25 protein-coding genes are annotated in these 20,152 nt (G+C 60.7%); 19 read left to right on the forward strand and 6 right to left on the reverse strand.

Annotated elements, in window-relative coordinates:
• Window positions 1-18 precede the first annotated feature (18 nt).
• Window positions 19-1,206: a 2-methylaconitate cis-trans isomerase PrpF gene (gene prpF, locus IB234_RS22855; protein ID WP_192322151.1), complete on the forward strand. Its 1,188-nt coding sequence runs from the start codon at window positions 19-21 to the stop codon at window positions 1,204-1,206.
• A gap of 19 nt (window positions 1,207-1,225) precedes the next feature.
• Here prpF and IB234_RS22860 read toward each other — a convergent pair whose 3' ends face one another.
• Both IB234_RS22860 and IB234_RS22865 read right to left on the reverse strand, forming a co-directional pair.
• Window positions 1,226-1,873 (reverse strand): LysE family translocator, encoded by a 648-nt coding sequence (locus tag IB234_RS22860; RefSeq protein WP_225580771.1) that lies wholly within the window; start codon window positions 1,871-1,873, stop codon window positions 1,226-1,228.
• A gap of 26 nt (window positions 1,874-1,899) precedes the next feature.
• Window positions 1,900-2,718, reverse strand: coding sequence for a pyruvate, water dikinase regulatory protein (locus tag IB234_RS22865; protein ID WP_192322152.1), 819 nt, complete (start codon window positions 2,716-2,718; stop codon window positions 1,900-1,902).
• 155 nt (window positions 2,719-2,873) lie between these two features.
• Here IB234_RS22865 and ppsA point away from each other — a divergent pair, with 155 nt between their 5' ends.
• The 11 genes from ppsA (at window position 2,874) to galU (ending at window position 13,541) form a co-directional block, all read left to right on the forward strand.
• On the forward strand, window positions 2,874-5,249 hold the full coding sequence (gene ppsA, locus IB234_RS22870; RefSeq protein ID WP_192322153.1) for a phosphoenolpyruvate synthase: 2,376 nt from the start codon (window positions 2,874-2,876) through the stop codon (window positions 5,247-5,249).
• A 129-nt stretch (window positions 5,250-5,378) separates the two neighbouring features.
• On the forward strand, window positions 5,379-6,347 hold the full coding sequence (locus IB234_RS22875) for an alpha/beta fold hydrolase (RefSeq protein WP_192322154.1): 969 nt from the start codon (window positions 5,379-5,381) through the stop codon (window positions 6,345-6,347).
• 64 nt (window positions 6,348-6,411) lie between these two features.
• Window positions 6,412-6,711: a Rieske (2Fe-2S) protein gene (locus tag IB234_RS22880; protein WP_192322155.1), complete on the forward strand. Its 300-nt coding sequence runs from the start codon at window positions 6,412-6,414 to the stop codon at window positions 6,709-6,711.
• Between the two features lie 24 nt (window positions 6,712-6,735).
• Window positions 6,736-7,224, forward strand: a complete 489-nt coding sequence (rraA, locus tag IB234_RS22885) for a ribonuclease E activity regulator RraA (RefSeq protein ID WP_192322156.1) — start codon at window positions 6,736-6,738, stop codon at window positions 7,222-7,224.
• Window positions 7,225-7,273: 49 nt separating this feature from the next.
• A complete protein-coding gene (locus tag IB234_RS22890) occupies window positions 7,274-8,254 on the forward strand; it encodes a zinc transporter ZntB (protein WP_192322157.1) in 981 nt (326 codons plus the stop codon).
• A gap of 55 nt (window positions 8,255-8,309) precedes the next feature.
• Window positions 8,310-8,549, forward strand: coding sequence for a CrfX protein (locus IB234_RS22895; RefSeq protein ID WP_192322158.1), 240 nt, complete (start codon window positions 8,310-8,312; stop codon window positions 8,547-8,549).
• Between the two features lie 2 nt (window positions 8,550-8,551).
• Window positions 8,552-9,376, forward strand: a complete 825-nt coding sequence (locus IB234_RS22900; RefSeq protein ID WP_192322159.1) for a mechanosensitive ion channel family protein — start codon at window positions 8,552-8,554, stop codon at window positions 9,374-9,376.
• 89 nt (window positions 9,377-9,465) lie between these two features.
• Window positions 9,466-10,056, forward strand: a complete 591-nt coding sequence (sigX, locus tag IB234_RS22905) for an RNA polymerase sigma factor SigX (RefSeq protein ID WP_192322160.1) — start codon at window positions 9,466-9,468, stop codon at window positions 10,054-10,056.
• Between the two features lie 138 nt (window positions 10,057-10,194).
• Window positions 10,195-11,163, forward strand: coding sequence for an OmpA family protein (locus IB234_RS22910; RefSeq protein WP_192322161.1), 969 nt, complete (start codon window positions 10,195-10,197; stop codon window positions 11,161-11,163).
• Window positions 11,164-11,294: 131 nt separating this feature from the next.
• Entirely contained in the window at window positions 11,295-12,656 is a 1,362-nt protein-coding gene (locus IB234_RS22915) for a UDP-glucose dehydrogenase family protein (protein WP_192322162.1), read from the forward strand.
• A 45-nt stretch (window positions 12,657-12,701) separates the two neighbouring features.
• Window positions 12,702-13,541: a UTP--glucose-1-phosphate uridylyltransferase GalU gene (gene galU / locus IB234_RS22920; RefSeq protein WP_192322163.1), complete on the forward strand. Its 840-nt coding sequence runs from the start codon at window positions 12,702-12,704 to the stop codon at window positions 13,539-13,541.
• Window positions 13,542-13,601: 60 nt separating this feature from the next.
• Here the strand turns inward: galU and IB234_RS22925 are convergent, their stop codons facing one another.
• Window positions 13,602-14,024, reverse strand: coding sequence for a VOC family protein (locus tag IB234_RS22925; protein ID WP_192322164.1), 423 nt, complete (start codon window positions 14,022-14,024; stop codon window positions 13,602-13,604).
• A 115-nt stretch (window positions 14,025-14,139) separates the two neighbouring features.
• On the opposite strand from IB234_RS22925, the gene gorA reads away from it, so the two are divergent.
• Entirely contained in the window at window positions 14,140-15,495 is a 1,356-nt protein-coding gene (gene gorA / locus IB234_RS22930; RefSeq protein WP_192322165.1) for a glutathione-disulfide reductase, read from the forward strand.
• 4 nt (window positions 15,496-15,499) lie between these two features.
• Window positions 15,500-16,123 (forward strand): trimeric intracellular cation channel family protein, encoded by a 624-nt coding sequence (locus IB234_RS22935; protein ID WP_192322166.1) that lies wholly within the window; start codon window positions 15,500-15,502, stop codon window positions 16,121-16,123.
• 5 nt (window positions 16,124-16,128) lie between these two features.
• On the opposite strand, the gene IB234_RS22940 is transcribed toward IB234_RS22935, so the two are convergent.
• Window positions 16,129-16,587: a copper chaperone PCu(A)C gene (locus tag IB234_RS22940; protein WP_192322167.1), complete on the reverse strand. Its 459-nt coding sequence runs from the start codon at window positions 16,585-16,587 to the stop codon at window positions 16,129-16,131.
• A 129-nt stretch (window positions 16,588-16,716) separates the two neighbouring features.
• Here IB234_RS22940 and IB234_RS22945 point away from each other — a divergent pair, with 129 nt between their 5' ends.
• Window positions 16,717-17,379 (forward strand): paraquat-inducible protein A, encoded by a 663-nt coding sequence (locus tag IB234_RS22945; RefSeq protein ID WP_192322168.1) that lies wholly within the window; start codon window positions 16,717-16,719, stop codon window positions 17,377-17,379.
• Entirely contained in the window at window positions 17,366-18,028 is a 663-nt protein-coding gene (locus IB234_RS22950; protein ID WP_192322169.1) for a paraquat-inducible protein A, read from the forward strand. Before IB234_RS22945 ends, IB234_RS22950 begins: the two co-directional genes overlap by 14 nt.
• Before the next feature lie 49 nt (window positions 18,029-18,077).
• Here the strand turns inward: IB234_RS22950 and IB234_RS22955 are convergent, their stop codons facing one another.
• Window positions 18,078-18,248: a general stress protein gene (locus IB234_RS22955; protein ID WP_192322170.1), complete on the reverse strand. Its 171-nt coding sequence runs from the start codon at window positions 18,246-18,248 to the stop codon at window positions 18,078-18,080.
• Window positions 18,249-18,495: 247 nt separating this feature from the next.
• On the opposite strand from IB234_RS22955, the gene IB234_RS22960 reads away from it, so the two are divergent.
• A complete protein-coding gene (locus IB234_RS22960; RefSeq protein ID WP_192322171.1) occupies window positions 18,496-18,948 on the forward strand; it encodes a phosphotransferase system, HPr-related protein in 453 nt (150 codons plus the stop codon).
• 10 nt (window positions 18,949-18,958) lie between these two features.
• Here IB234_RS22960 and IB234_RS22965 read toward each other — a convergent pair whose 3' ends face one another.
• Window positions 18,959-19,327: a Rho termination factor N-terminal domain-containing protein gene (locus IB234_RS22965; RefSeq protein ID WP_192322172.1), complete on the reverse strand. Its 369-nt coding sequence runs from the start codon at window positions 19,325-19,327 to the stop codon at window positions 18,959-18,961.
• Between the two features lie 143 nt (window positions 19,328-19,470).
• Between IB234_RS22965 and IB234_RS22970 the strand changes: the two genes are divergently transcribed.
• Together IB234_RS22970 and IB234_RS22975 are read left to right on the forward strand one after the other, a co-directional pair.
• Window positions 19,471-19,659, forward strand: a complete 189-nt coding sequence (locus IB234_RS22970; protein WP_192322173.1) for a PSPA7_2676 family Cys-rich small protein — start codon at window positions 19,471-19,473, stop codon at window positions 19,657-19,659.
• Window positions 19,650-20,144, forward strand: coding sequence for an MgtC/SapB family protein (locus IB234_RS22975; protein WP_192322174.1), 495 nt, complete (start codon window positions 19,650-19,652; stop codon window positions 20,142-20,144). Before IB234_RS22970 ends, IB234_RS22975 begins: the two co-directional genes overlap by 10 nt.
• The last annotated feature ends 8 nt before the right edge of the window (window positions 20,145-20,152 follow it).

A 20,152-nucleotide genomic window follows, 5' to 3' on the forward strand; every position in this document is an offset into this window, starting at 1 on the left:
ATGGCCAGGACCTGACTCATGTCCCATGTACCTCAAGTGAAGATCCCCGCCACCTACATTCGCGGCGGTACCAGCAAAGGCGTGTTCTTCCGCCTGCAGGACCTGCCCGAGCGTTGCCAGGTGCCCGGCGAGGCCCGCGACAAGCTGTTCATGCGCGTGATCGGCAGCCCCGATCCGTACAGCGCGCATATCGATGGCATGGGCGGCGCGACCTCGTCGACCTCCAAGTGCGTGATCCTGTCCAAGAGCAGCCAGCCCGATCACGACGTCGACTACCTCTACGGCCAGGTTTCCATCGACAAGGCTTTCGTCGACTGGAGCGGCAACTGCGGCAACCTGTCGACCGCTGCCGGCGCCTTCGCCCTGCATGCCGGTCTGGTCGATCCGGCGCGCATCCCGGACAACGGCACCTGCGTGGTGCGTATTTGGCAGGCCAATATCCAGAAAACCATCATCGCCCACGTGCCGGTCAGCAATGGCCAGGTCCAGGAAACCGGCGACTTCGAGCTGGACGGCGTGACCTTCCCGGCAGCTGAGATCGTGCTGGAGTTCCTCGATCCGTCCGACGACGGCGAGGAGGGCGGCTCGATGTTCCCCACCGGCAACCTGGTCGATGACCTGGAAGTGCCAGGTGTCGGCACCTTCAAGGCGACCATGATCACCGCTGGCATTCCCACGGTGTTCGTCAGTGCCGAGGACATCGGTTACCAGGGCACCGAGCTGCGCGAGGCGATCAATGGCGACCCGCAGCAACTGGCGCGCTTCGAGCAGATTCGCGTGGCCGGCGCCCTGCGCATGGGGCTGATCAAGACGGCAGAGGAGGCGGCCACCCGCCAGCACACGCCGAAGATCGCCTTTGTGTCCAAGCCCAAGAGCTACAAGGCGTCCAGTGGCAAGAAGGTGGCTGCTAGCGAGGTCGATCTGCTGGTCCGTGCGCTGTCCATGGGCAAGCTGCACCACGCCATGATGGGCACCTGCGCGGTGGCCATCGGCACGGCGGCGGCCATTCCCGGCACCCTGGTCAACCTGGCGGCCGGTGGCGGCGAGCGCGAAGCCGTGCGTTTCGGTCATCCATCCGGCACCTTGCGGGTTGGTGCGGAAGCCACGCTAGTCGACGGTGAGTGGACTGTGACCAAGGCCATCATGAGTCGCAGTGCACGAATCCTAATGGAAGGCTGGGTTCGGGTGCCGGGCGATTCCTTCTAGGAAGCGCCCGCTGGAAGCGTCAGTGGTTGTTGACGCCCAGCATCAGCCCACCGGCGCCAACGAAGAAGGCGCCGGTACTCTTGTTCAGACGGCTGACACCCTTGCTGCTGCGCACCAGGCGGCGGATCTGCATGCCGAACAGGGCGTAGGCCGTGGAGCCGACCAGCAGTTCGGCCAGCAGATAGGTGCTACCGAGATAGAGGAACTGCTCGGCAGCGGGTTCTCCGGGCTTGATGAACTGCGGAAAGATCGCGGCGAACAGCAGAATGGCCTTGGGGTTGCTGATGCCGACCAGGAACTCGTTGAGCATAAGCTTGCCGATGGGTGCCTTGGCAGAGTCCTGGGGACGCAGTTCGCCTTCATCGACCTTCAGTCCGCTGAACTCGGTGCTGCGCCAGGTCTTGATACCCAGGTACACGAGATAGAGCGCGCCGACCCACTTGATGATGGTGAAGGCGGTTTCCGAGGCTAGGAGCATCGCGCCTAGGCCGACCGCAGATACGAACAGGAAGATGGCGTAGGCCGTCAGGCGCCCGAAGGTGGCCAGCAGGGCCGCGCGAAAACCGTAATTGATCCCGTTGTTGAGGGCGCAGAAGTTGTTGGGGCCGGGGCCAAGCGAGATCAGCGCGGCGATAGGGGCGAACAGTACTGCGTCCATCAGGGTCATGACGGTCACCGAAAGGCGGGGTGGTATTACTTGAGGCGCCGCTCGACGCCTTTTTCCACCAGAATCTTCGCCGAGATTTCCTCGACGGAGAAGTGGGTGGAGTTGATGAAATTGATGTTTTCGCGACGCAACAGGTTTTCCACCTCGCGCACCTCGAACTCGCACTGGGCGTAACTAGCGTAGCGGCTGTTGGGCTTGCGTTCGTGGCGAATCGCGGTGAGCCGATCGGGATCGATGGTCAGGCCGAACAGCTTGTGCTTGTAGGGCTTGAGGGCAGCCGGTAGCTGCAGGCGCTCCATGTCCTCCTCGGTCAGCGGATAGTTCGCGGCACGGATGCCGAACTGCATGGCCATATAGAGGCAGGTGGGCGTTTTACCGCAGCGAGAAACACCGATCAGAATCAAATCGGCCTTGTCGTAGTAGTGGGTGCGGGCACCGTCGTCATTGTCCAGAGCGAAATTGACTGCCTCAATGCGCTCCATGTAGTTGGTGCTGCTGGCAATGGAGTGGGACTTGCCGACCGAGTACGAGGAGTGTTCGCTGAGCTCGGCCTCCAGCGGAGCCAGGAAAGTCGAGAAGATGTCGATCATGAAGCCGTCGGACTGGGCCAGAATGTCGCGGATCTCGTGGTTTACGACGGTGTCGAAGATGATCGGCCGGGCGCCGTCTTTCTCGGCAGCATTGTTGATTTGCTGTACCATGGCCCGCGCCTTCTCGACGCTGTCTATATAGGGACGTGTGAGCTTGGTGAAGCTGATGGCCTCGAATTGCGCCAGCAGGCTTTGCCCGAGGGTTTCCGCGGTGATGCCGGTGCCGTCGGATATGAAGAATGCGGTTCGTTTCATTGATCCCGGAGGCCTTAAGTCAGGAGCGATTCTTGGCTATCATAGGCCCCCTTTGCCGGGCCTGTACTGGACGGCATTGTGACTTATTTCCTTGAGGCAAAGCCAGGCTGCGGCGGCGCTGCACCGGCTCTGCCACGTACAGTGGAGAGTTCACCTTGGTAGAGTACGTCATTTCCCTCGATAAGCTCGGCGTCCACGATGTGGAGCATGTAGGGGGCAAGAATGCATCCCTCGGCGAGATGATCAGCAACCTCGCCGGTGCTGGCGTATCGGTACCCGGTGGTTTCGCCACCACCGCCCAGGCCTACCGTGACTTCCTCGACCAGAGCGGTCTGAATGACCGCATCCACTCCGCCCTCGACGCGCTGGACGTGGATGACGTCAACGCCCTGGCCAAGACTGGCGCGCAGATCCGTCAGTGGGTGATGGATGCCGAGTTCCCGGCCCAGCTCGACGCCGACATCCGCACGGCCTTCGCCGAAATGAGTGCTGGAAACGACAACATGGCCGTTGCCGTGCGCTCTTCGGCAACCGCCGAAGACTTGCCGGACGCCTCGTTTGCCGGCCAGCAAGAGACCTTCCTTAACATCCGTGGCGTGGATAACGTGATCCGCGCGGCCAAGGAAGTGTTCGCCTCCCTGTTCAATGACCGTGCCATCGCCTACCGCGTGCACCAGGGCTTCGACCACAAGCTGGTCGCCTTGTCCGCTGGCGTGCAGCGGATGGTGCGTTCGGAAACCGGCACCGCCGGCGTGATGTTCACCCTGGACACCGAGTCCGGCTTCCGTGACGTTGTGTTCATCACTGGCGCTTACGGCCTCGGCGAGACCGTGGTGCAGGGGGCGGTGAACCCCGACGAGTTCTACGTACACAAGCAGACCTTGGAAGCTGGCCGCCCGGCCATTCTGCGTCGCAACCTGGGCAGCAAGGCGATCAAGATGGTCTACGGCGAAGAGGCCAAGGCCGGTCGTTCGGTCAAGACCGTCGACGTGGACCGCGCCGACCGCGCGCGCTTTGCGCTGTCCGACGCCGAGGTCACCGAGCTGGCCAAGCAGGCGCTGATCATCGAGAAGCACTATGGCCGCCCGATGGACATTGAGTGGGCCAAGGATGGTGACGATGGCAAGCTGTATATCGTTCAGGCCCGTCCGGAAACCGTGAAGAGCCGTACCACGGCCAACGTCATGGAGCGTTACCTGCTGAAAGAAAAAGGTACTGTTCTGGTGGAAGGCCGTGCTATCGGCCAGCGTATCGGCGCCGGCAAGGTTCGGGTAATCCACGACGTATCCGAGATGGACAAGGTCCAGCCGGGCGACGTACTGGTCTCCGACATGACCGACCCGGACTGGGAGCCGGTGATGAAGCGCGCCAGCGCCATCGTCACCAACCGCGGCGGACGTACCTGTCACGCGGCGATCATCGCTCGTGAGCTGGGTATCCCGGCCGTGGTCGGTTGCGGTAACGCCACCCAGGTGCTGCAGGATGGCCAGGGCGTGACTGTGTCCTGCGCCGAGGGCGACACCGGCTTCATCTTTGAGGGTGAGCTTGGCTTCGATATCCGCAAGAACTCTGTCGATGCAATGCCGGACCTGCCGTTCAAGATCATGATGAACGTCGGCAATCCCGATCGCGCCTTCGACTTTGCTCAGTTGCCCAACGAGGGCGTGGGCCTGGCTCGCCTCGAATTCATCATCAACCGCATGATCGGCGTACACCCGAAGGCACTGCTGAACTTTGCCAGCCTGCCGGCGGAAATCAAGGACAGCGTCGAGAAGCGTATCGCTGGCTATGACGATCCGGTTGGCTTCTATGTCGAGAAACTGGTCGAAGGTGTCAGCACTCTGGCCGCTGCTTTCTGGCCGAAGAAAGTCATTGTGCGCCTGTCGGACTTCAAGTCCAACGAGTACGCCAATCTGATCGGCGGCAAGCTGTACGAACCGGAAGAAGAGAACCCTATGCTCGGCTTCCGTGGCGCTTCGCGCTACATCAGCGAGTCTTTCCGAGATTGCTTCGAGCTTGAATGCCGGGCGATGAAAAAAGTCCGCAATGAGATGGGCCTGACCAACGTCGAGCTGATGGTGCCGTTCGTTCGTACCTTGGGGGAAGCCTCTCAAGTCGTCGAGCTGCTGGCCACCAATGGCCTGAAGCGTGGCGAGAACGGTCTGCGCGTCATCATGATGTGCGAGCTGCCATCCAACGCTCTGCTGGCCGACGAGTTCCTCGAACACTTCGACGGCTTCTCCATCGGCTCCAATGACCTGACTCAACTGACCCTGGGTTTGGACCGTGACTCCGGCATCGTTGCCCATCTGTTCGACGAGCGTAACCCGGCGGTGAAGAAGCTGCTGGCCAACGCCATCCAGGCCTGCAACAAGGCCGGTAAGTACATCGGCATCTGTGGCCAGGGCCCATCCGACCACCCGGATCTGGCCAAGTGGCTGATGGAGCAAGGTATCGAGAGCGTATCGCTGAACCCGGACTCGGTCCTGGACACTTGGTTCTTCCTCGCCGAAGGCCAGCAACAGGGCTGATCCCGAAGCCGTTACAGAAAGGGTGGGAGCGATCCCGCCCTTTTTTGTGGCTCCTCATTCCAGGCCGGGTCGTCGTGAAAGCGGCGTCGGAAATGGCTCCCGGCAATCTTCTTGTGCAAGAACGGCAGTATGCAAAGCAGCAGTGAATTGTTCCCCGTTGCGCTGATCAGCGCCGAGTATCGTGGTGATCTGAGTGAGGATGTGTATCGCCTGAAGCCTGGAAGGGCCCCGGATTTTTCCGTCGAACTGGCGGTGACCCGACTTGGCCTTGCCGACCAGCCTAGCCGTGGCCAGCCAGTAATCCTGCTGCATGGCAGTTTCTCCAATCGGCGCTTCTGGTACTCGCCGCGCGGCATTGGTCTTGGCCCCTATCTGGCGCGTGCTGGATTCGACGTATGGGTCGCCGAGATGCGTGGCCACGGACTTTCGCCGCGCAATCAGGCGTACAAGCACAACAGTGTCGCCGAATATGCTCGCTACGACTTGCCGGCCATCGCTGACTTCGTGCGCGAACAGACCGGACAGGTGCCGCATTGGGTGGGGCACTCCCTGGGAGGGACGACCCTGGCCGCGGCTCTGGGAGGAGGCTATATGGGTGAGCAGGACGCCGCGTCGGTCGCATTGTTTGGCACCCAGATCAGTCGCATCTATTGGCCGCTCAAGGTGCCGCCGGTCGAGTGGGGGGGGCGCCTGCTACTGAAGGGTTTCCACCATATCTCCGGAGCACGATTCAAGCGTGGGCCCGAGGATGAGCCCGTGGGTGTGGCTCTGGAAAGCCTTCGCTGGCATCGCCTGTTTGGCCGCTTCGGCGACGCCGAGCGAGACTGGTGGGCAGGTATGGCCGAGGTTCAGGTGCCGCTGCTGGCTGTGAGCGCCACCGGCGATCTGCAGGACCCGGCCTGGGCCTGTCGCAAGTTGTTCGAGCAGTTCGTGTCTGCGCCACGCAGTTTTCTGCTGCTGGGGCGGGAGAGGGGCTATTCCAGCGATTTCGGTCATATAGAGATGCTGGTCAGCAAGGAGGCCCAAAGCGAGGTCTGGCCGTTGGTGGAGTATTGGTTGCGGGAACGGCAACTGCCGGCCGAAAAGCAGCAGGATTGAGGTTACAAGCGCACCGGCGTGCGGCTACTATGTGACGAATTGAGCTTGGCCGGTCACGGTTAGCATGTTCGTTGCCCTGGAGCGTCTGATCAATCTGCAGGAAGGCTATCGACGGGGCTTCACTGTCGCCGGTCGCGACTTGCTGCTACTGGTGATCGATGATCGACCGCTGTTGCTGGAAAACCGTTGCCCCCATCAAGGGGCGCCGTTGACCAATGCGACCCTTATCGGCTCGATTCTGCGTTGTTCACGCCATGGTGTGGAGTTCGATTTGGGAAGCGGTCGACCCTTGAGCGTTCAGTGCCCTGCGCTTCGCCGATTCAATCTGGTCTACGACGGCGACCGTATCGGTATCGATGTGTGAGTTTCAACTGAAAGGAGCTTTTCCATGCAATACGTCACTCCCGATCTGTGCGACGCCTATCCGGAACTGGTTCAGGTGGTCGAGCCGATGTTCGCCAACTTCGGTGGCCGCGACTCCTTCGGCGGCGAGATCGTTACCGTCAAGTGCCACGAGGACAACTCGCTGGTGAAGTCTCAGGCTGATCAGCCTGGCAAGGGCAAGGTGCTGGTGGTCGATGGCGGTGGCTCCCTGCGTCGTGCGCTGCTGGGCGACATGATCGCCGAGAAGGCTGCCAAGAATGGCTGGGAAGGCATGGTGATCTACGGCTGTGTGCGTGACGTCGACGTGCTGGCGCAGACCGATCTTGGGGTGCAGGCCCTGGCGAGCCACCCGATGAAGACTGACAAACGCAACATCGGCGACCTCAACGTGGTTGTGACCTTTGGTGGTGTCTCTTTCAAGCCGGGTCACTATGTCTATGCCGACAACAACGGCGTGATCGTTTCTCCCGAGCCGCTGAGCATGCCGGAGTAAGGCCTTGCGGGCCTATTGAAAATAGGCCCGTTTGGGTAGTGAGATAGGGATGTACGAGAAAGACAATCTGCACTGGGGGCTGCTGCATGCCTTCGTACTCGATGGTCTGGGTGGTGCCCGAAGCCTGGAGTGGGACCAGCTGGAAGTGCTGGAGCTTGCCGAGCAGGAGAGTCTCTGGCTGCACTGGGATCGTGCGCACCCGCAGACAGCGGCCTGGCTGCGCGCGCAAAGCGGGCTTAGTGAATTCAGCTGTGACCTGCTACTGGAGGAGAACACCCGGCCGCGCCTATTGACGCTACCTGAGCATGAGTTGCTGTTGTTCCTGCGCGGCGTCAATCTCAACCCAGGCGCGGATCCCGAGGACATGGTATCGGTGCGCATCTTCGCCGATGCCCGCCGAGTCATTTCCCTTCGTTTGCGCCCTCTGCGCGCTACTGAAGAGCTGATCGCGCTGCTGGAAAAGGGGCAGGGGCCCCGCAGTAGTGCTGATCTGGTTCTACAGCTCGCTCACCACATGACCGATCGTGTCGACGGGCTGACCGATGAGCTGTCCGGACAGTTGGATGGGCAGGAGGAGCAGCTCGATGGGGATGCCCGCTTCATGCCTGACCACGGCCTAGTGCTGCATGTGCGCCGTCGGGCGGCGGGTTTACGGCGCTTCCTCGCGCCGCAGCGAGACATATTTGCCCAGTTGACGCGTAATGGTTTCGGTGACAGCGACCAGTGGAACGAGCTGAATAACCGGCTGACGCGTTATCTGGAAGAGCTGGAGATGATCCGCGAGCGGGTAGGACTGGTGCTGGAGGCCGAGCACCGACGCATGAGTGAGAAAATGAATCGTGCCATGTACCTGCTTGGCGTCACCACGGTGTTCTTCCTGCCGATGAGTTTCCTCACAGGTTTGCTCGGTATCAATGTCGGCGGTATTCCCGGTGCAGATAGCCAGTACGGTTTCCTGCTCATCTGCGCCATTCTTGGCAGCGTTGGTGCGTTGCAATGGTGGTTGTTCCGCCGTTGGCGCTGGCTCTAGATGTGACCTGCTCTCTTGTACTCACGTCTAGCCAACAAACCCGTGCGAGGTAGGCATGTACGATCCTTTTGAAGAGTCCCTGCGCGATCTGCTGAAGTCGTCACCTGCTGAGCATGACGATGACGCAACCCTCGGACGTGTGCTCAAAACGGCCAATCGCCAGGTGGGGGCCGGAGATCTGTTCGGTCTCATGGGGCGCGGCCTGGAAGCATTGATGATCGCACTGAACAATGGCTCGCCTCATTTGATGCCGGTTTCCCGCTCTACCGCCCGTTCTGCAGACAAGGCTGACTGAATATGGAACTCGATCCCTGGACCCAAGCTCTGGTTGCGGCCATGACCACTCTCTGGAGCAAGATCGCGGGCTTCATCCCCAATCTATTCGTGGCTCTGATCCTCGGTCTGCTTGGTTTCGTGGTAGCCAAGCTACTCGATACCCTGATCTCCAAGCTGCTGGCCAAGCTTGGCCTGGACCGCCTGATGGCGGGCACCGGCCTTACCAAACTGATGGCGCGTGTAGGCATTCAGGTATCCGTCTCGACCCTGATTGGCAAGATCATCTATTGGTTCGTGCTGCTGATCTTCCTGGTCTCGGCCGCTGAATCCCTTGGTCTGCAGCGGGTTTCCGCGACACTGGATGTACTGGCACTGTACCTGCCGAAAGTGTTCGGTGCTGCGCTGGTCCTGCTCGCCGGTGTGTTGCTGGCGCAGTTGGTCAGCAGCTTGGTACGTGGCGCCGCAGAGGGTGTCGGGCTCGACTATGCCGCAGGTCTTGGCCGAGTTGCCCAAGGGCTCGTAATCATCATCAGTATCTCGGTTGCCATCGGTCAGCTGGAGGTCAAGACTGACCTGCTGAACAACGTGATCGCCATCGTGCTGATTTCGGTAGGTCTCGCCGTCGCCCTCGCACTCGGTCTGGGCAGTCGCGAGATCGCCGGGCAGATACTTGCCGGTATCTATGTGCGTGAGCTCTACGAGGTCGGGCAACAAGTGAGAGTCGGCGAGGTCGAAGGCCAGATCGAGGAGATCGGAACCGTGAAGACCGTGCTGCTCACCGAAGAGGGTGAGCTGGTCTCCGTGGCCAATCGTACTCTGCTCGAGCAGCGCGTCAGCAGCCGCTGACGAGCCAATCCCTGCTAATGTATGCGACCAGCGCTTCTCGCGTTGCGCTTTGGCGCTGCCATCTGACCTGACTGTCGGCACGAGTTGTTTTGAACAAGGCCCAATCGCATTCCACGCGGTACGATCCACGCGAGCTCTCGGATGAGGAGCTGGTGCAGCGTGCACACGTCGAGCTGTTTCATGTCACCCGGGCATACGAAGAGCTGATGCGCCGTTACCAGCGCACCCTATTCAACGTGTGCGCCCGTTATCTGGGCAATGATAGGGATGCTGATGATGTCTGCCAGGAAGTCATGCTCAAGGTCCTTTACGGGCTGAAGAATTTCGAAGGCAAATCGAAGTTCAAGACTTGGCTGTACAGTATCACCTATAACGAATGCATCACTCAGTACCGTAAGGAGCGCCGTAAGCGCCGACTTCTGGATGCGCTCAGCCTTGATCCGCTGGAAGAGGCTTCTGAAGAGAAGGCTCCCAAGCTGGAAGAGAAAGGAGGCCTGGACCGATGGTTGGTGCACGTCAATCCGATTGATCGGGAAATACTGGTGTTGCGATTCGTTGCGGAGCTGGAGTTCCAAGAGATCGCCGACATAATGCATATGGGATTGAGCGCAACGAAGATGCGCTACAAACGTGCGCTGGATCGACTCCGGGAAAAATTCGGCAATATTGGTGAAACTTAATTAGCCGAAGCGTTTCTTACGCGCTGGGTGCGCGAAATATACATACACCGTAATGGGTGGTTTTGTTACAATCGCCGCCTTGTTGTTCCCGGCCTCCGGGCAGGCAACTATTAATCGTCTTCTGATGGGGATTTACGGATGAAACTGAAAAACACCTTGGGCGCTGTCATCGGCTCGCTGGTTGCTGTCTCTTCGCTGAATGCTCTGGCCCAAGGCCAGGGTGCTGTTGAAATCGAAGGCTTCGCCAAGAAGCAATACTTCGACAGCGCTCGCGAGTTCGACAACGACGGCAATCTCTTCGGCGGTTCCATCGGTTACTTCCTGACCGATGATGTCGAACTGCGCCTGGGTTACGACGAAGTGCACAACGCTCGTGCCGACGATGGCCGCAACATCAAGGGCTCCAACACTGCCCTGGATGCTCTGTACCACTTCAACACCCCGAGCGACAGCCTGCGTCCGTACGTTTCTGCCGGTTTCTCCGACCAGAGCATCGGCCAGAACGGCCGTAGCGGTCGCAACGGCTCCACCTTCGCCAACCTGGGCGGTGGTGCCAAGTACTACTTCACCGAAAACTTCTATGCCCGCGCTGGCGTCGAAGCCCAGTACAACATCGACCAGGGCGACACCGAGTGGGCCCCGAGCGTTGGTATCGGCCTGAACTTCGGTGGCGGCTCCAAGCCGGTCCCGGCACCGGTCGCTGAGCCGGCTCCTGAGCCGGTTGCAGAAGTCGCTCCGACCCCGGAGCCGGCTGAAACCGTACGTGTCGAGTTGGACGTGAAGTTCGACTTCGACAAGTCCAAGGTCAAAGAAGAAAGCTACAGCGACATCAAGAACCTGGCTGACTTCATGAACCAGTACCCGCAAACCAACACTACTGTTGAAGGCCACACCGACTCGGTCGGCACCGACGCCTACAACCAGAAGCTGTCCGAGCGTCGTGCCAACGCTGTTCGTGAAGTGCTGGTCAATCAGTACGGTGTAGGTTCCGAGCGTGTTGGCTCCGTTGGTTACGGCGAATCCCGCCCGGTTGCCGATAACGCCACCGAAGCCGGTCGCGCGGTCAACCGTCGCGTAGAAGCTGAAGTGGAAGCTCAAGCTCAGTAATTTGGCTTGGTGCTCTGCAGAAAACCCGGCTCCGGCCGGGTTTTTTGTTGCCTGCGATTTGTCACAAGCTCGTCATCGGCTCGCCATAAGCCTGCGTTGCAATCTCAATAGGCGACTGCAGGAGAGCGGCGATGCGACTGTGCGTGATCGGAGCGGGCTATGTGGGGCTGGTGACGGCGAGCTGCTTTGCCGAGATGGGCAACCGGGTGATCTGTGTGGAGCGAGACTCCTCACGTCTGGCCCAGTTGGCAAACGGCAGGGTGCCGATCTATGAGCCGGGGCTCGAGCCCATGCTGAAGGCGCATCTTGCCAGCGGCCAGCTGAGCTTTACCGGCGTGCTGGCCGAAGGCCTACGCCAGGCGCAGGTCGTATTCATCGCCGTCGGTACGCCGACAGGCGAGGACGGCTCGGCCGATCTCGGCCATGTGCTGGCGGTGGCTGATCAGTTAGGGCAGACGCTGATTGCCCCTTGCCTGATCGTTGACAAGTCCACAGTGCCTGTCGGCACGGCCGAGCGCGTCGGCCAGAGGATCAACCGTCAGCTGGCTGCTCGCGGTTTGTCCTTTCAGGTGACGGTGGCGAGCAACCCGGAGTTTCTGAAGGAGGGCAGCGCTGTAGAGGATTTCATGCGGCCGGATCGAGTGGTGCTGGGGTGTGATGACGAGGACAGCGCCGATCAGCTGCGCCGTCTGTATGCGCCATTCCTGCGGAACCATGATCGGGTACTGAACATGGGTGTTCGCGCTGCCGAGTTCACCAAATACGCGGCAAATGCCTTCCTCGCTACCAAGATTTCCTTCATGAACGAGATGGCAGGGCTCTGTTCCCGTCTGGGGGTGGACATCGAGGACGTACGCAGGGGCATCGGCAGCGACAGGCGCATCGGCACGCACTTCATCTATGCCGGATGTGGCTATGGCGGCTCCTGCTTTCCTAAAGATGTGCGTGCCCTTATTCGTGCCGCAGAGCTAGAAGGCTTCGAGCCGGCCATCCTGCGAGCGGTCGAGGCACGCAACGCCCTGCAGAAGACGTTGCTGTTTCAGTCCGTGCGCGAGCACTTCAATGGTTTTCTGCAGGGACGTGTGGTTGCGCTCTGGGGGCTGTCGTTCAAGCCTGGCACCGATGACCTGCGCGAGGCTCCCAGTCTCGTTCTGCTGGATGCGTTATTGGCGGCAGGTGCCCGTGTCCAGGCGTGCGATCCGGTAGCCTGTCCTGCGATGACCGCGCGCTACGCAGAGGCTTTGGAGTCAGGCCAGTTGCGCCTTGGAGAATCGCCCTACATGGCGGTCGAGGGAGCCGATGCGCTGGTGCTGGTGACAGAATGGAAGCAATTTCGTCAGCCGGATTTCGAGCGGGTTCGGGCGGCCATGCGCATGCCTATCATCTTCGATGGCCGCAATATCTACGACCCCGTGGAGATAGCGCAGCTTGGCTTCCTTTATCGTGGCATTGGCAGGCCGCCGGCGGGGCATTGTAAGGCTGACGCCGCGTGATTAGACTGCGCGGCAACTCAGCCCCTCGCAATTCCAAGGATTGCCATGATCAAGAAATGTCTGTTTCCGGCGGCCGGCTACGGTACTCGCTTCCTGCCTGCCACCAAGGCGATGCCCAAGGAAATGCTACCGGTCGTCAACAAGCCATTGATCCAGTATGGCGTCGAGGAGGCTCTTGAGGCGGGGCTGACTGAGATCGCGATGGTTACCGGCCGCGGTAAGCGGGCGCTGGAGGACCATTTCGACATCAGTTACGAACTCGAGCACCAGATCCAGGGTACCGACAAGGAGAAGTACCTGGTCGGCATCCGCCGGCTGATCGAGGAGTGCAGCTTCTCCTATACCCGCCAGATTGAGATGAAGGGGCTCGGCCATGCCATCCTCAGCGGCCGCCCGCTGATTGGCGACGAGCCGTTCGCCGTGGTTCTGGCGGACGACTTGTGTTTTAACCTCGAAGGCGACGGCGTTCTGCAGCAGATGGTCAAGCTGTACAACCAGTTCCGCTGCTCCATTGTCGCCATTCAGGAAGTACCGCCGGAGGAGACCTCCAAATATGGCGTGATCGCTGGCGAGATGATCCGTGACGATATCTTCCGGGTGAACAACATGGTCGAGAAGCCGAAGCCGGAAGATGCCCCGTCTAACCTGGCGATCATTGGCCGTTACATCCTGACCCCGGACATCTTCGATCTGATCGAGAATACCGAGCCAGGCAAGGGGGGTGAGATCCAGATTACCGACGCCCTGATGAAGCAGGCCCAGGACGGCTGCGTCATCGCCTACAAGTTCAAGGGCAAGCGTTTCGACTGCGGCGGCGCCGAGGGTTACATCGACGCTACCAACTTCTGCTTCGAGAACCTGTACAAGACTGGCAAAGCCTACTGACAGGTCAGCAAGTCAGCCAGAGCCACCTTCGGGTGGCTTTGTCATTTCAGGCTGTTCGATTCAGGGGATTGTCAGCGCTCCCGAGCCAGGTCCCAGCGGCTGGCCGTAGCTGAACTCGATGTAGTTGCCAGCGGGGTCGCGCAGACCGCAGTAATAGCCCACCGGATAGGGCTCGTCGCGTGCTGGCCAGACCAAACAGCCGCTATCTGCGGCTCGCGAGGCGATCGCGTCCACTGCCTCGCGGTTATCCACGGCGAAGCCGAAGTGGCTGTAATCGTCTGTGGCCAGTTGACGGTTGTTGCCGCCTGGCATGATCACGAAGATAAACTCGTGCTCCTTGCCAGGTTCGGCCATCCAGACGATCTTCGAGCCTTTGCCAGTGCGCTCGTGGATCACGTGCATGCCGCAGAACTCGCGGTAGAAGTCCACGCAGGGCTGTAGCTCCGGTACGTGCAAGGCGATATGAGTGAGGGTGGGGCGCATGTGGTCCTCCGGACGAACCGCGGTGGCGCGGTTCGGGTCTAGTCCTACATTGTTCCAGCATACACGCAGCCTCCGAGCTCTCCGGTATGCTGGCCGCCTGTAAGGAGAACTGCAAATGTCCTATGAATTCGACCTGTTCGTGATTGGCGCCGGTTCCGGTGGTGTGCGTGCCGCCCGTTTCGCGGCCGGCTTCGGTGCCAAGGTGGCGGTGGCCGAGAGCCGCTATCTGGGCGGTACCTGTGTCAACGTTGGCTGCGTGCCGAAGAAGTTCCTGGTGTACGGGGCACATTTCGCCGAGGACTTCGAACAGGCTGCGGGCTTTGGTTGGAGCTCGGGTGAGCCCCAGTTCGACTGGCCGACCCTGATTGGCAACAAGAACCGCGAAATCCAGCGGCTCAATGGCATCTACCGTAACTTGCTGGTGAACAATGGTGTGACCCTGCTGGATGGTCACGCCAAACTGACTGGTCCGCATGAGGTCGAGATCAACGGCCAGCGCCACAGCGCCAAACACATTCTGATTGCCACCGGTGGCTGGCCGCAGGTGCCGGATATCCCCGGCAAGGAACTGGCGATCACCTCCAACGAGGCGTTCTTCCTCGAGCAACTTCCCAAGCGCGTGCTGGTAGTGGGCGGCGGCTACATCGCTGTTGAATTCGCTTCTATCTTCCATGGCCTTGGTGCCGAGACTTCGTTGCTGTATCGCAAGGATCTGTTCCTGCGTGGCTTCGACGGCGCCGTACGCAAGCATCTCAAGGAGGAGCTGGAGAAGAAGGGCCTTGACCTGCAGTTCAACACCGACATCACCGCTATTGAGCGCCAGGCCGACGGCAGCCTGCTGGCTACCCTGAAGGATGGCCGACGGCTCGAGACCGACTGCGTGTTCTATGCCACCGGGCGCCGGCCGATGCTGGACAACCTGGGCCTGGAAAACACCAGCGTGGCGCTGAACGACAAGGGCTTCATTCAGGTCAACGACCAATTCGAGACCAGCGAGCCGTCGATCCTGGCCCTTGGCGACGTGATCGGCCGCGTGCAGCTTACCCCGGTTGCCCTGGCCGAAGGCATGGCCGTGGCGCGTCGGCTGTTCAAGCCGGACGAATACCGCAAGCTGGACTACAGCCTGATCCCCACTGCCGTATTCAGCCTGCCGAACATCGCCACCGTCGGCCTTACCGAGGAGCAGGCGCGCGAGCAGGGGCATGAGGTGAAGGTGTTCGAGAGTCGTTTCCGGCCGATGAAGCTGACGCTCACCGAGAGCCAGGAACGCACGCTGATGAAACTGGTAGTCGACGCCAAGAACGACAAGGTGCTCGGTTGCCATATGGTCGGGCCGGAGTCCGGAGAGATCGTCCAGGGCCTGGCTGTGGCGCTCAAGGCGGGAGCGACCAAGCGCATCTTCGACGACACCCTGGGCATTCATCCGACCGCCGCCGAGGAGTTTGTGACCATGCGTTCTCCCGTCAGCTGACAGCATGCAGCAGCTTTTCTATCTTGCCGATCTGTTCGGCGTTGCGGTCTTCGCCATCACCGGCGCTCTGATGGCGGGACGCAAGTCCATGGACCTGTTCGGCGTGCTGGTCATCGCGATCATCACCGCGCTGGGTGGTGGTACGTTGCGTGACCTGATCCTCGACAACCACCCGGTCAGCTGGATTCGCAACGATACCTACATCGTCGTTGCATCGATCTCTGCGGTTGCCACTGTGCTGTGGGTGCGTCTGACCCGGCCGATCCACGAGCGTGGCTTGCTGATTGCCGATGCCTTTGGACTGGCGGTGTTCACCGTGATTGGTACCGAAGTGGCGTTGCAACACAACGTGCCGCATAGCACGGCAGTGATCATGGGTGTGATGACCGGTGTGGCCGGTGGGGTGATGCGCGATGTGATCTGTAACGAGATCCCGCTGATTTTCCAGAAGGAGATCTACGCCACCGCCTGCATCCTCGGCTCGCTGGTGTTCATCGTGCTGCGCGCGATGGATACACCGCACTGGCTGGATACCGGTATCGCCATGCTGGCCGTGTTGCTCACCCGTTTGGCCGCTATCCACTGGCGCCTGTCGCTGCCGCGCTTCCACTTGCTGGATCGTGACTGACGAGATCAGTGCGGATGTTCGTTGGTCGGTATATCCGCCTCGATGAAGACTTCCACTTCGACCTTGCCGGCTTTCTCGAACTCCAGGGTCAACGGTAGATGCGTTCCAGCCACCAAGGGGCGATTCAGGCCGAACAGCATGGCGTGGTTGCCGCCTACCCCGAAGCGGGCCTTGCCACTGGCAGGAATGCCCACGGAGTCGACCTTCTGCATCCTCAGGACCTTGCCCAGCGGGATATGCGTGTGCAGTTCCGCACGGGTAGCGCTCGGCGAACTGGCGCCGAGCAGGCGGTCATCCTGTTCGCCGTGGTTGTACAGCATGAAGTAGACGGATAGGGCCTGAGTGTCGTCTGGCAAGGCCAGTGCCCATGGATGCTCGATCTGCAGGTGGCCGGCACGATAGTCGTGCGCGAGCACCGGCTGGCAGAGTAGGGCGAGCAGAGTGATAAAGGGAAACGGGCGCATGTAAACCGCTCGGGCAAGTGCTCATGGGCACCCTAGCACGAACTCTCACCACGGCCGACGGCAAAGCCGCGCAGAGCGGGTAATATCTAGGAACGGTCCGGACACGGGCTCCGCATCGAGAGGTGGGACATGGCGCAAGCCGACAATCTGACACCCGGGCAGTTGCCGCCACTGGACAAGCTGATCGCCTGCCATGAGTGCGATCTGCTCATGCACTACCCGGATGTCGGCGAAGAGCAGAAGGCCTGCTGTCCGCGGTGCGGCTTCGAGATGATCGTGCACCGCTCGCACATGCGTCGCCGCTCGCTGGCACTGGTGCTGACCGCACTGATCTTGTTCGTGCCAGCCAACTTCCTGCCGATCATGAGCTTGAACATGCTGGGCCAGAGTGCGGTGGATACCGTGTGGAGCGGTGTGCTGGGGCTCTACGCCTCGGGTATGCAGGGCGTCGCTGTGGTGGTGTTCTTCTGCAGCATGCTGGTGCCGCTGCTCAAGCTGCTCTGTCAGCTGTTCGTCCTGCTAGCGATGCCACGCCCGACACTACGGCCGCTGGCGTGTCACAGCTATCGCATTTACCACCACATGCGCGAATGGGGGATGCTCGAGGTTTACCTGTTCGGCATCCTGGTCTCCATCGTCAAGCTGATCGACATGGCCGAGCTGCACCTGGGCATCGGCCTGGCCTGCTTCATCGCCCTGATGATGGCGCAGGTATGGCTGGAGGTGACCATGTCGCCGCATCAGGTATGGGATGCGCTGAGTGAGGAGGAGGGTGGCCATGCGCGCACTTGATGCCGGGATCATCGTCTGTGGCGAATGCCATAAGCTGGAGTATCTGAACGAGAACGAGGTTCAGCACTGCACCCGCTGCGGCTCGAAGCTGCATGCCCGGCGCCCGGACAGCATCGCCCGCACCTGGGCGTTACTGGTAACCGCCGCGATTCTCTACATCCCGGCCAACATCTTGCCGATCATGACGGTGAACTTTCTCGGCCAGGGCATGCCTTCGACCATCATGGAGGGGGTGGTGGAGCTGATGCATGCGGACATGCTGCCCATCGCCATGGTGGTGTTCGTTGCCAGCATCCTGGTGCCCACCTTCAAACTGGTGGGCATCGCTTTGCTGCTCTATTCAGTGCAGCGTCATCAGCCCATGTCGGCGCGCCAACGCATCCTCATGTACCGCTTCATCGAGTGGATCGGACGCTGGTCGATGCTGGACATCTTTGTCATTGCGATCCTGGTCGCCGTGGTCAACTTCGGTAATCTGGCCAGCATAGAGGCCAATCTCGGAGCGGCGGCTTTTGCCAGCGTGGTGATTCTGACCATGACCGCTGCGGTTACCTTCGACCCGCGTCTGATCTGGGACAATACGTTTGGTGCAGGAAAGGAAGAAGAGAGAGATGCTGCGGTGCAGGGCGACGGGGCAGGCGCACGCTGACCGCAGCGCGAGAGCGAAGCATCTGCCCCGCCCTCGAACTACTCACGCGCTAGTTGCGCCCGCCGTGGCTATTCTGGCCGCCTTTGCGACCTGCCTCGGAGGCACGCTGTGGGTCGTTCCTGAAATTCCCGCCGCTTACATGGCCACCTTTTTTGCCGGCCTCGGAAGCGCGCTGGGGGTCTTCCGCAAAGTTACCTTTACCACCTCGATGTCCAGCCATAATCACATTCCTCGTTAGTAATCTAGGTGCGTGCCCAGCGGGCACACTTATTGGGAGGAACGAGGGTAAGAGGTGTTCAGTTTTTTTTAATTCCATGTAGGTATATAAAGCCGCTTCTCTGGCTTCTGCACGCAAGAAAGTGCATAAGAAACGCCTGCTCCCATCCTCTCTCTCCTACGCAAACAGCCTGAATCATTCCCTCATGGGCCAGTCGACAATGGACGATCACTGTCACAGGAGTAGCGCCATGAGCGAGCACAAGAACCGGGTGGTAGAAATAGATGACACCGAAGACAGTATGGGCTCCATGCATGAGCTGGACTTCGATGAGCGTCGCGACGAACGAAAAGGGCGGATCGGTGACGAGCGCTCAGCGGCTGAGGTTGAGAAGGAGTTCCCTGCAGAGCGCGAAGCACAGGCTGGTATGAGCGGCGGCGAGGCTCTGACGGACAGTGTCCACGAGGACAACGTGACCATGGATGACCTCAGTCCGGAAACTCTCATTGATGAAAGTGGAGAGTATTCGCCGGGTGATCATGGCGTCGCTGGGCCTGCGGACAAGGAGCTGAGCGTGGTGGATGGCTCGCGCATCGGAGGTGGTATCGGTCTGGACGAAGCGGAGCTGGCCCGCTCGGCGCCCCTCGACGGCAAGCCCTGGACTGATCAGGTCTCGCCGCCGAACGCAGACCAAGAACCATAGTCATAGCGGCTCAGCGCAGCGCGTTGAGCAACTCTGCCTTGCGCATGCTCGAGCGGCCGCTGATGTCGCGCTTGCGGGCCAGGTCCATTAGCTCCTGACGGGTCATGGATTCCAGCTTGTCACCTGGGCGCGGCACGCCCTGCCGTGTTGCTACCGCGCGGCGTGCCGAAGACTTCCGCGCCGCAGCCTTCTGCTGCGGACTTGTAGCCTGGCCGGAGCCGCCCTTGCGTTCGCCGCCGCCGGACTGCTTGTTCACTGTCGCCCAGGCGCGGGCTTCGGCTTCCTCGGTGGGAACGCCCCGCGCCTCGTAACTTTCCTCGATATGCGCCGCTTTGCGCTTCTGTTTGTCCGTGTACTTGTCTTTGCTGCCGCGTGCCATGAGCTTCGCCTCCACATGCGCCGTGTGAGCACGGCCTCTTTCCAGAGAATTCGGCGTCCGCCCGATAGTTCGAAAATTCCTCAAACCTTCCGCGCTCCAGCAGGGTCTTTCCCTTGTGATCCCACGGATATGGAGCTTTCGTCATGCCTCTTCTTTGTCTGATTTCCGGCTGCCAGTGGTTTCCCAGCTCTTCTTCGGTGGTACCGCGTGTGTGTGGCAGCGATCTGCTGCATGAGTGCTGCAGCCGTTGCGGCGGCCAGCGCTTCCTGCTGCCGGGTGAACGGCAGGCGCTGCTGAGCCTGCGCCCAGGTCAGCGCCTGCCGTGGAGCTGAGTGATTACCTCTGGGCGGTGGTGTACGACGAGTTCGCTGACCTGGGCCAACCCGAACAGATGTTTCGAGCTGGGTTGCGCCTGACCATGGCGGCTGTGCTGGGCGGATTGCTCGGTTTTGAGCGCCAGGCCAAGGGCAAGGCTGCCGGATTGCGCACCCACATGCTGGTCACTTTGGGCGCGGCGCTGTTCGTGATGGTGCTGGACCTCGATGGGGCCGAGCACGATGCCATCAGCCGAGCGATCCAGGGCATCGCCGCCGGTATCGGCTTCCTCTGTGCCGGCACCATCCTCAAGGGCGACACCATCAGCCAGATCAAGGGCCTTACCACCTCGGCCTCGCTGTGGTTCAGCACGGCCATCGGCATCGCCGTGGGCCTGGGGCGTGAGGGCACCGCCCTGCTGGCCACTGTATTGGCGCTACTCATTCTGCACGCCATGCCGCTGCTCGAACGTGAGGCTCGGCGGCAGCCACCCGATCATTGAGGCTCAAG

The sequence above is a fragment of the Pseudomonas sp. PDM16 genome (assembly GCF_014851865.1).
Taxonomy (GTDB): Bacteria; Pseudomonadota; Gammaproteobacteria; order Pseudomonadales; family Pseudomonadaceae; genus Aquipseudomonas.

Coding starts and splice junctions, on each gene's coding strand:
- rraA (WP_192322156.1), top strand. CDS start 6,736: ATGCAATACGTCACTCCCGATCTGTGCGACGCCTATCCGGAACTGGTT.
- IB234_RS22915 (WP_192322162.1), top strand. CDS start 11,295: ATGCGACTGTGCGTGATCGGAGCGGGCTATGTGGGGCTGGTGACGGCG.
- IB234_RS22960 (WP_192322171.1), top strand. CDS start 18,496: ATGAGCGAGCACAAGAACCGGGTGGTAGAAATAGATGACACCGAAGAC.
- IB234_RS22875 (WP_192322154.1), top strand. CDS start 5,379: ATGCAAAGCAGCAGTGAATTGTTCCCCGTTGCGCTGATCAGCGCCGAG.
- IB234_RS22925 (WP_192322164.1), bottom strand. CDS start 14,024: ATGCGCCCCACCCTCACTCATATCGCCTTGCACGTACCGGAGCTACAG.
- galU (WP_192322163.1), top strand. CDS start 12,702: ATGATCAAGAAATGTCTGTTTCCGGCGGCCGGCTACGGTACTCGCTTC.
- IB234_RS22955 (WP_192322170.1), bottom strand. CDS start 18,248: ATGGCTGGACATCGAGGTGGTAAAGGTAACTTTGCGGAAGACCCCCAG.
- IB234_RS22940 (WP_192322167.1), bottom strand. CDS start 16,587: ATGCGCCCGTTTCCCTTTATCACTCTGCTCGCCCTACTCTGCCAGCCG.
- IB234_RS22860 (WP_225580771.1), bottom strand. CDS start 1,873: ATGACCCTGATGGACGCAGTACTGTTCGCCCCTATCGCCGCGCTGATC.
- IB234_RS22965 (WP_192322172.1), bottom strand. CDS start 19,327: ATGGCACGCGGCAGCAAAGACAAGTACACGGACAAACAGAAGCGCAAA.
- IB234_RS22945 (WP_192322168.1), top strand. CDS start 16,717: ATGGCGCAAGCCGACAATCTGACACCCGGGCAGTTGCCGCCACTGGAC.
- prpF (WP_192322151.1), top strand. CDS start 19: ATGTCCCATGTACCTCAAGTGAAGATCCCCGCCACCTACATTCGCGGC.
- IB234_RS22900 (WP_192322159.1), top strand. CDS start 8,552: ATGGAACTCGATCCCTGGACCCAAGCTCTGGTTGCGGCCATGACCACT.
- IB234_RS22970 (WP_192322173.1), top strand. CDS start 19,471: ATGCCTCTTCTTTGTCTGATTTCCGGCTGCCAGTGGTTTCCCAGCTCT.
- IB234_RS22950 (WP_192322169.1), top strand. CDS start 17,366: ATGCGCGCACTTGATGCCGGGATCATCGTCTGTGGCGAATGCCATAAG.
- IB234_RS22880 (WP_192322155.1), top strand. CDS start 6,412: ATGTTCGTTGCCCTGGAGCGTCTGATCAATCTGCAGGAAGGCTATCGA.
- IB234_RS22890 (WP_192322157.1), top strand. CDS start 7,274: ATGTACGAGAAAGACAATCTGCACTGGGGGCTGCTGCATGCCTTCGTA.
- IB234_RS22865 (WP_192322152.1), bottom strand. CDS start 2,718: ATGAAACGAACCGCATTCTTCATATCCGACGGCACCGGCATCACCGCG.
- IB234_RS22895 (WP_192322158.1), top strand. CDS start 8,310: ATGTACGATCCTTTTGAAGAGTCCCTGCGCGATCTGCTGAAGTCGTCA.
- gorA (WP_192322165.1), top strand. CDS start 14,140: ATGTCCTATGAATTCGACCTGTTCGTGATTGGCGCCGGTTCCGGTGGT.
- IB234_RS22910 (WP_192322161.1), top strand. CDS start 10,195: ATGAAACTGAAAAACACCTTGGGCGCTGTCATCGGCTCGCTGGTTGCT.
- IB234_RS22935 (WP_192322166.1), top strand. CDS start 15,500: ATGCAGCAGCTTTTCTATCTTGCCGATCTGTTCGGCGTTGCGGTCTTC.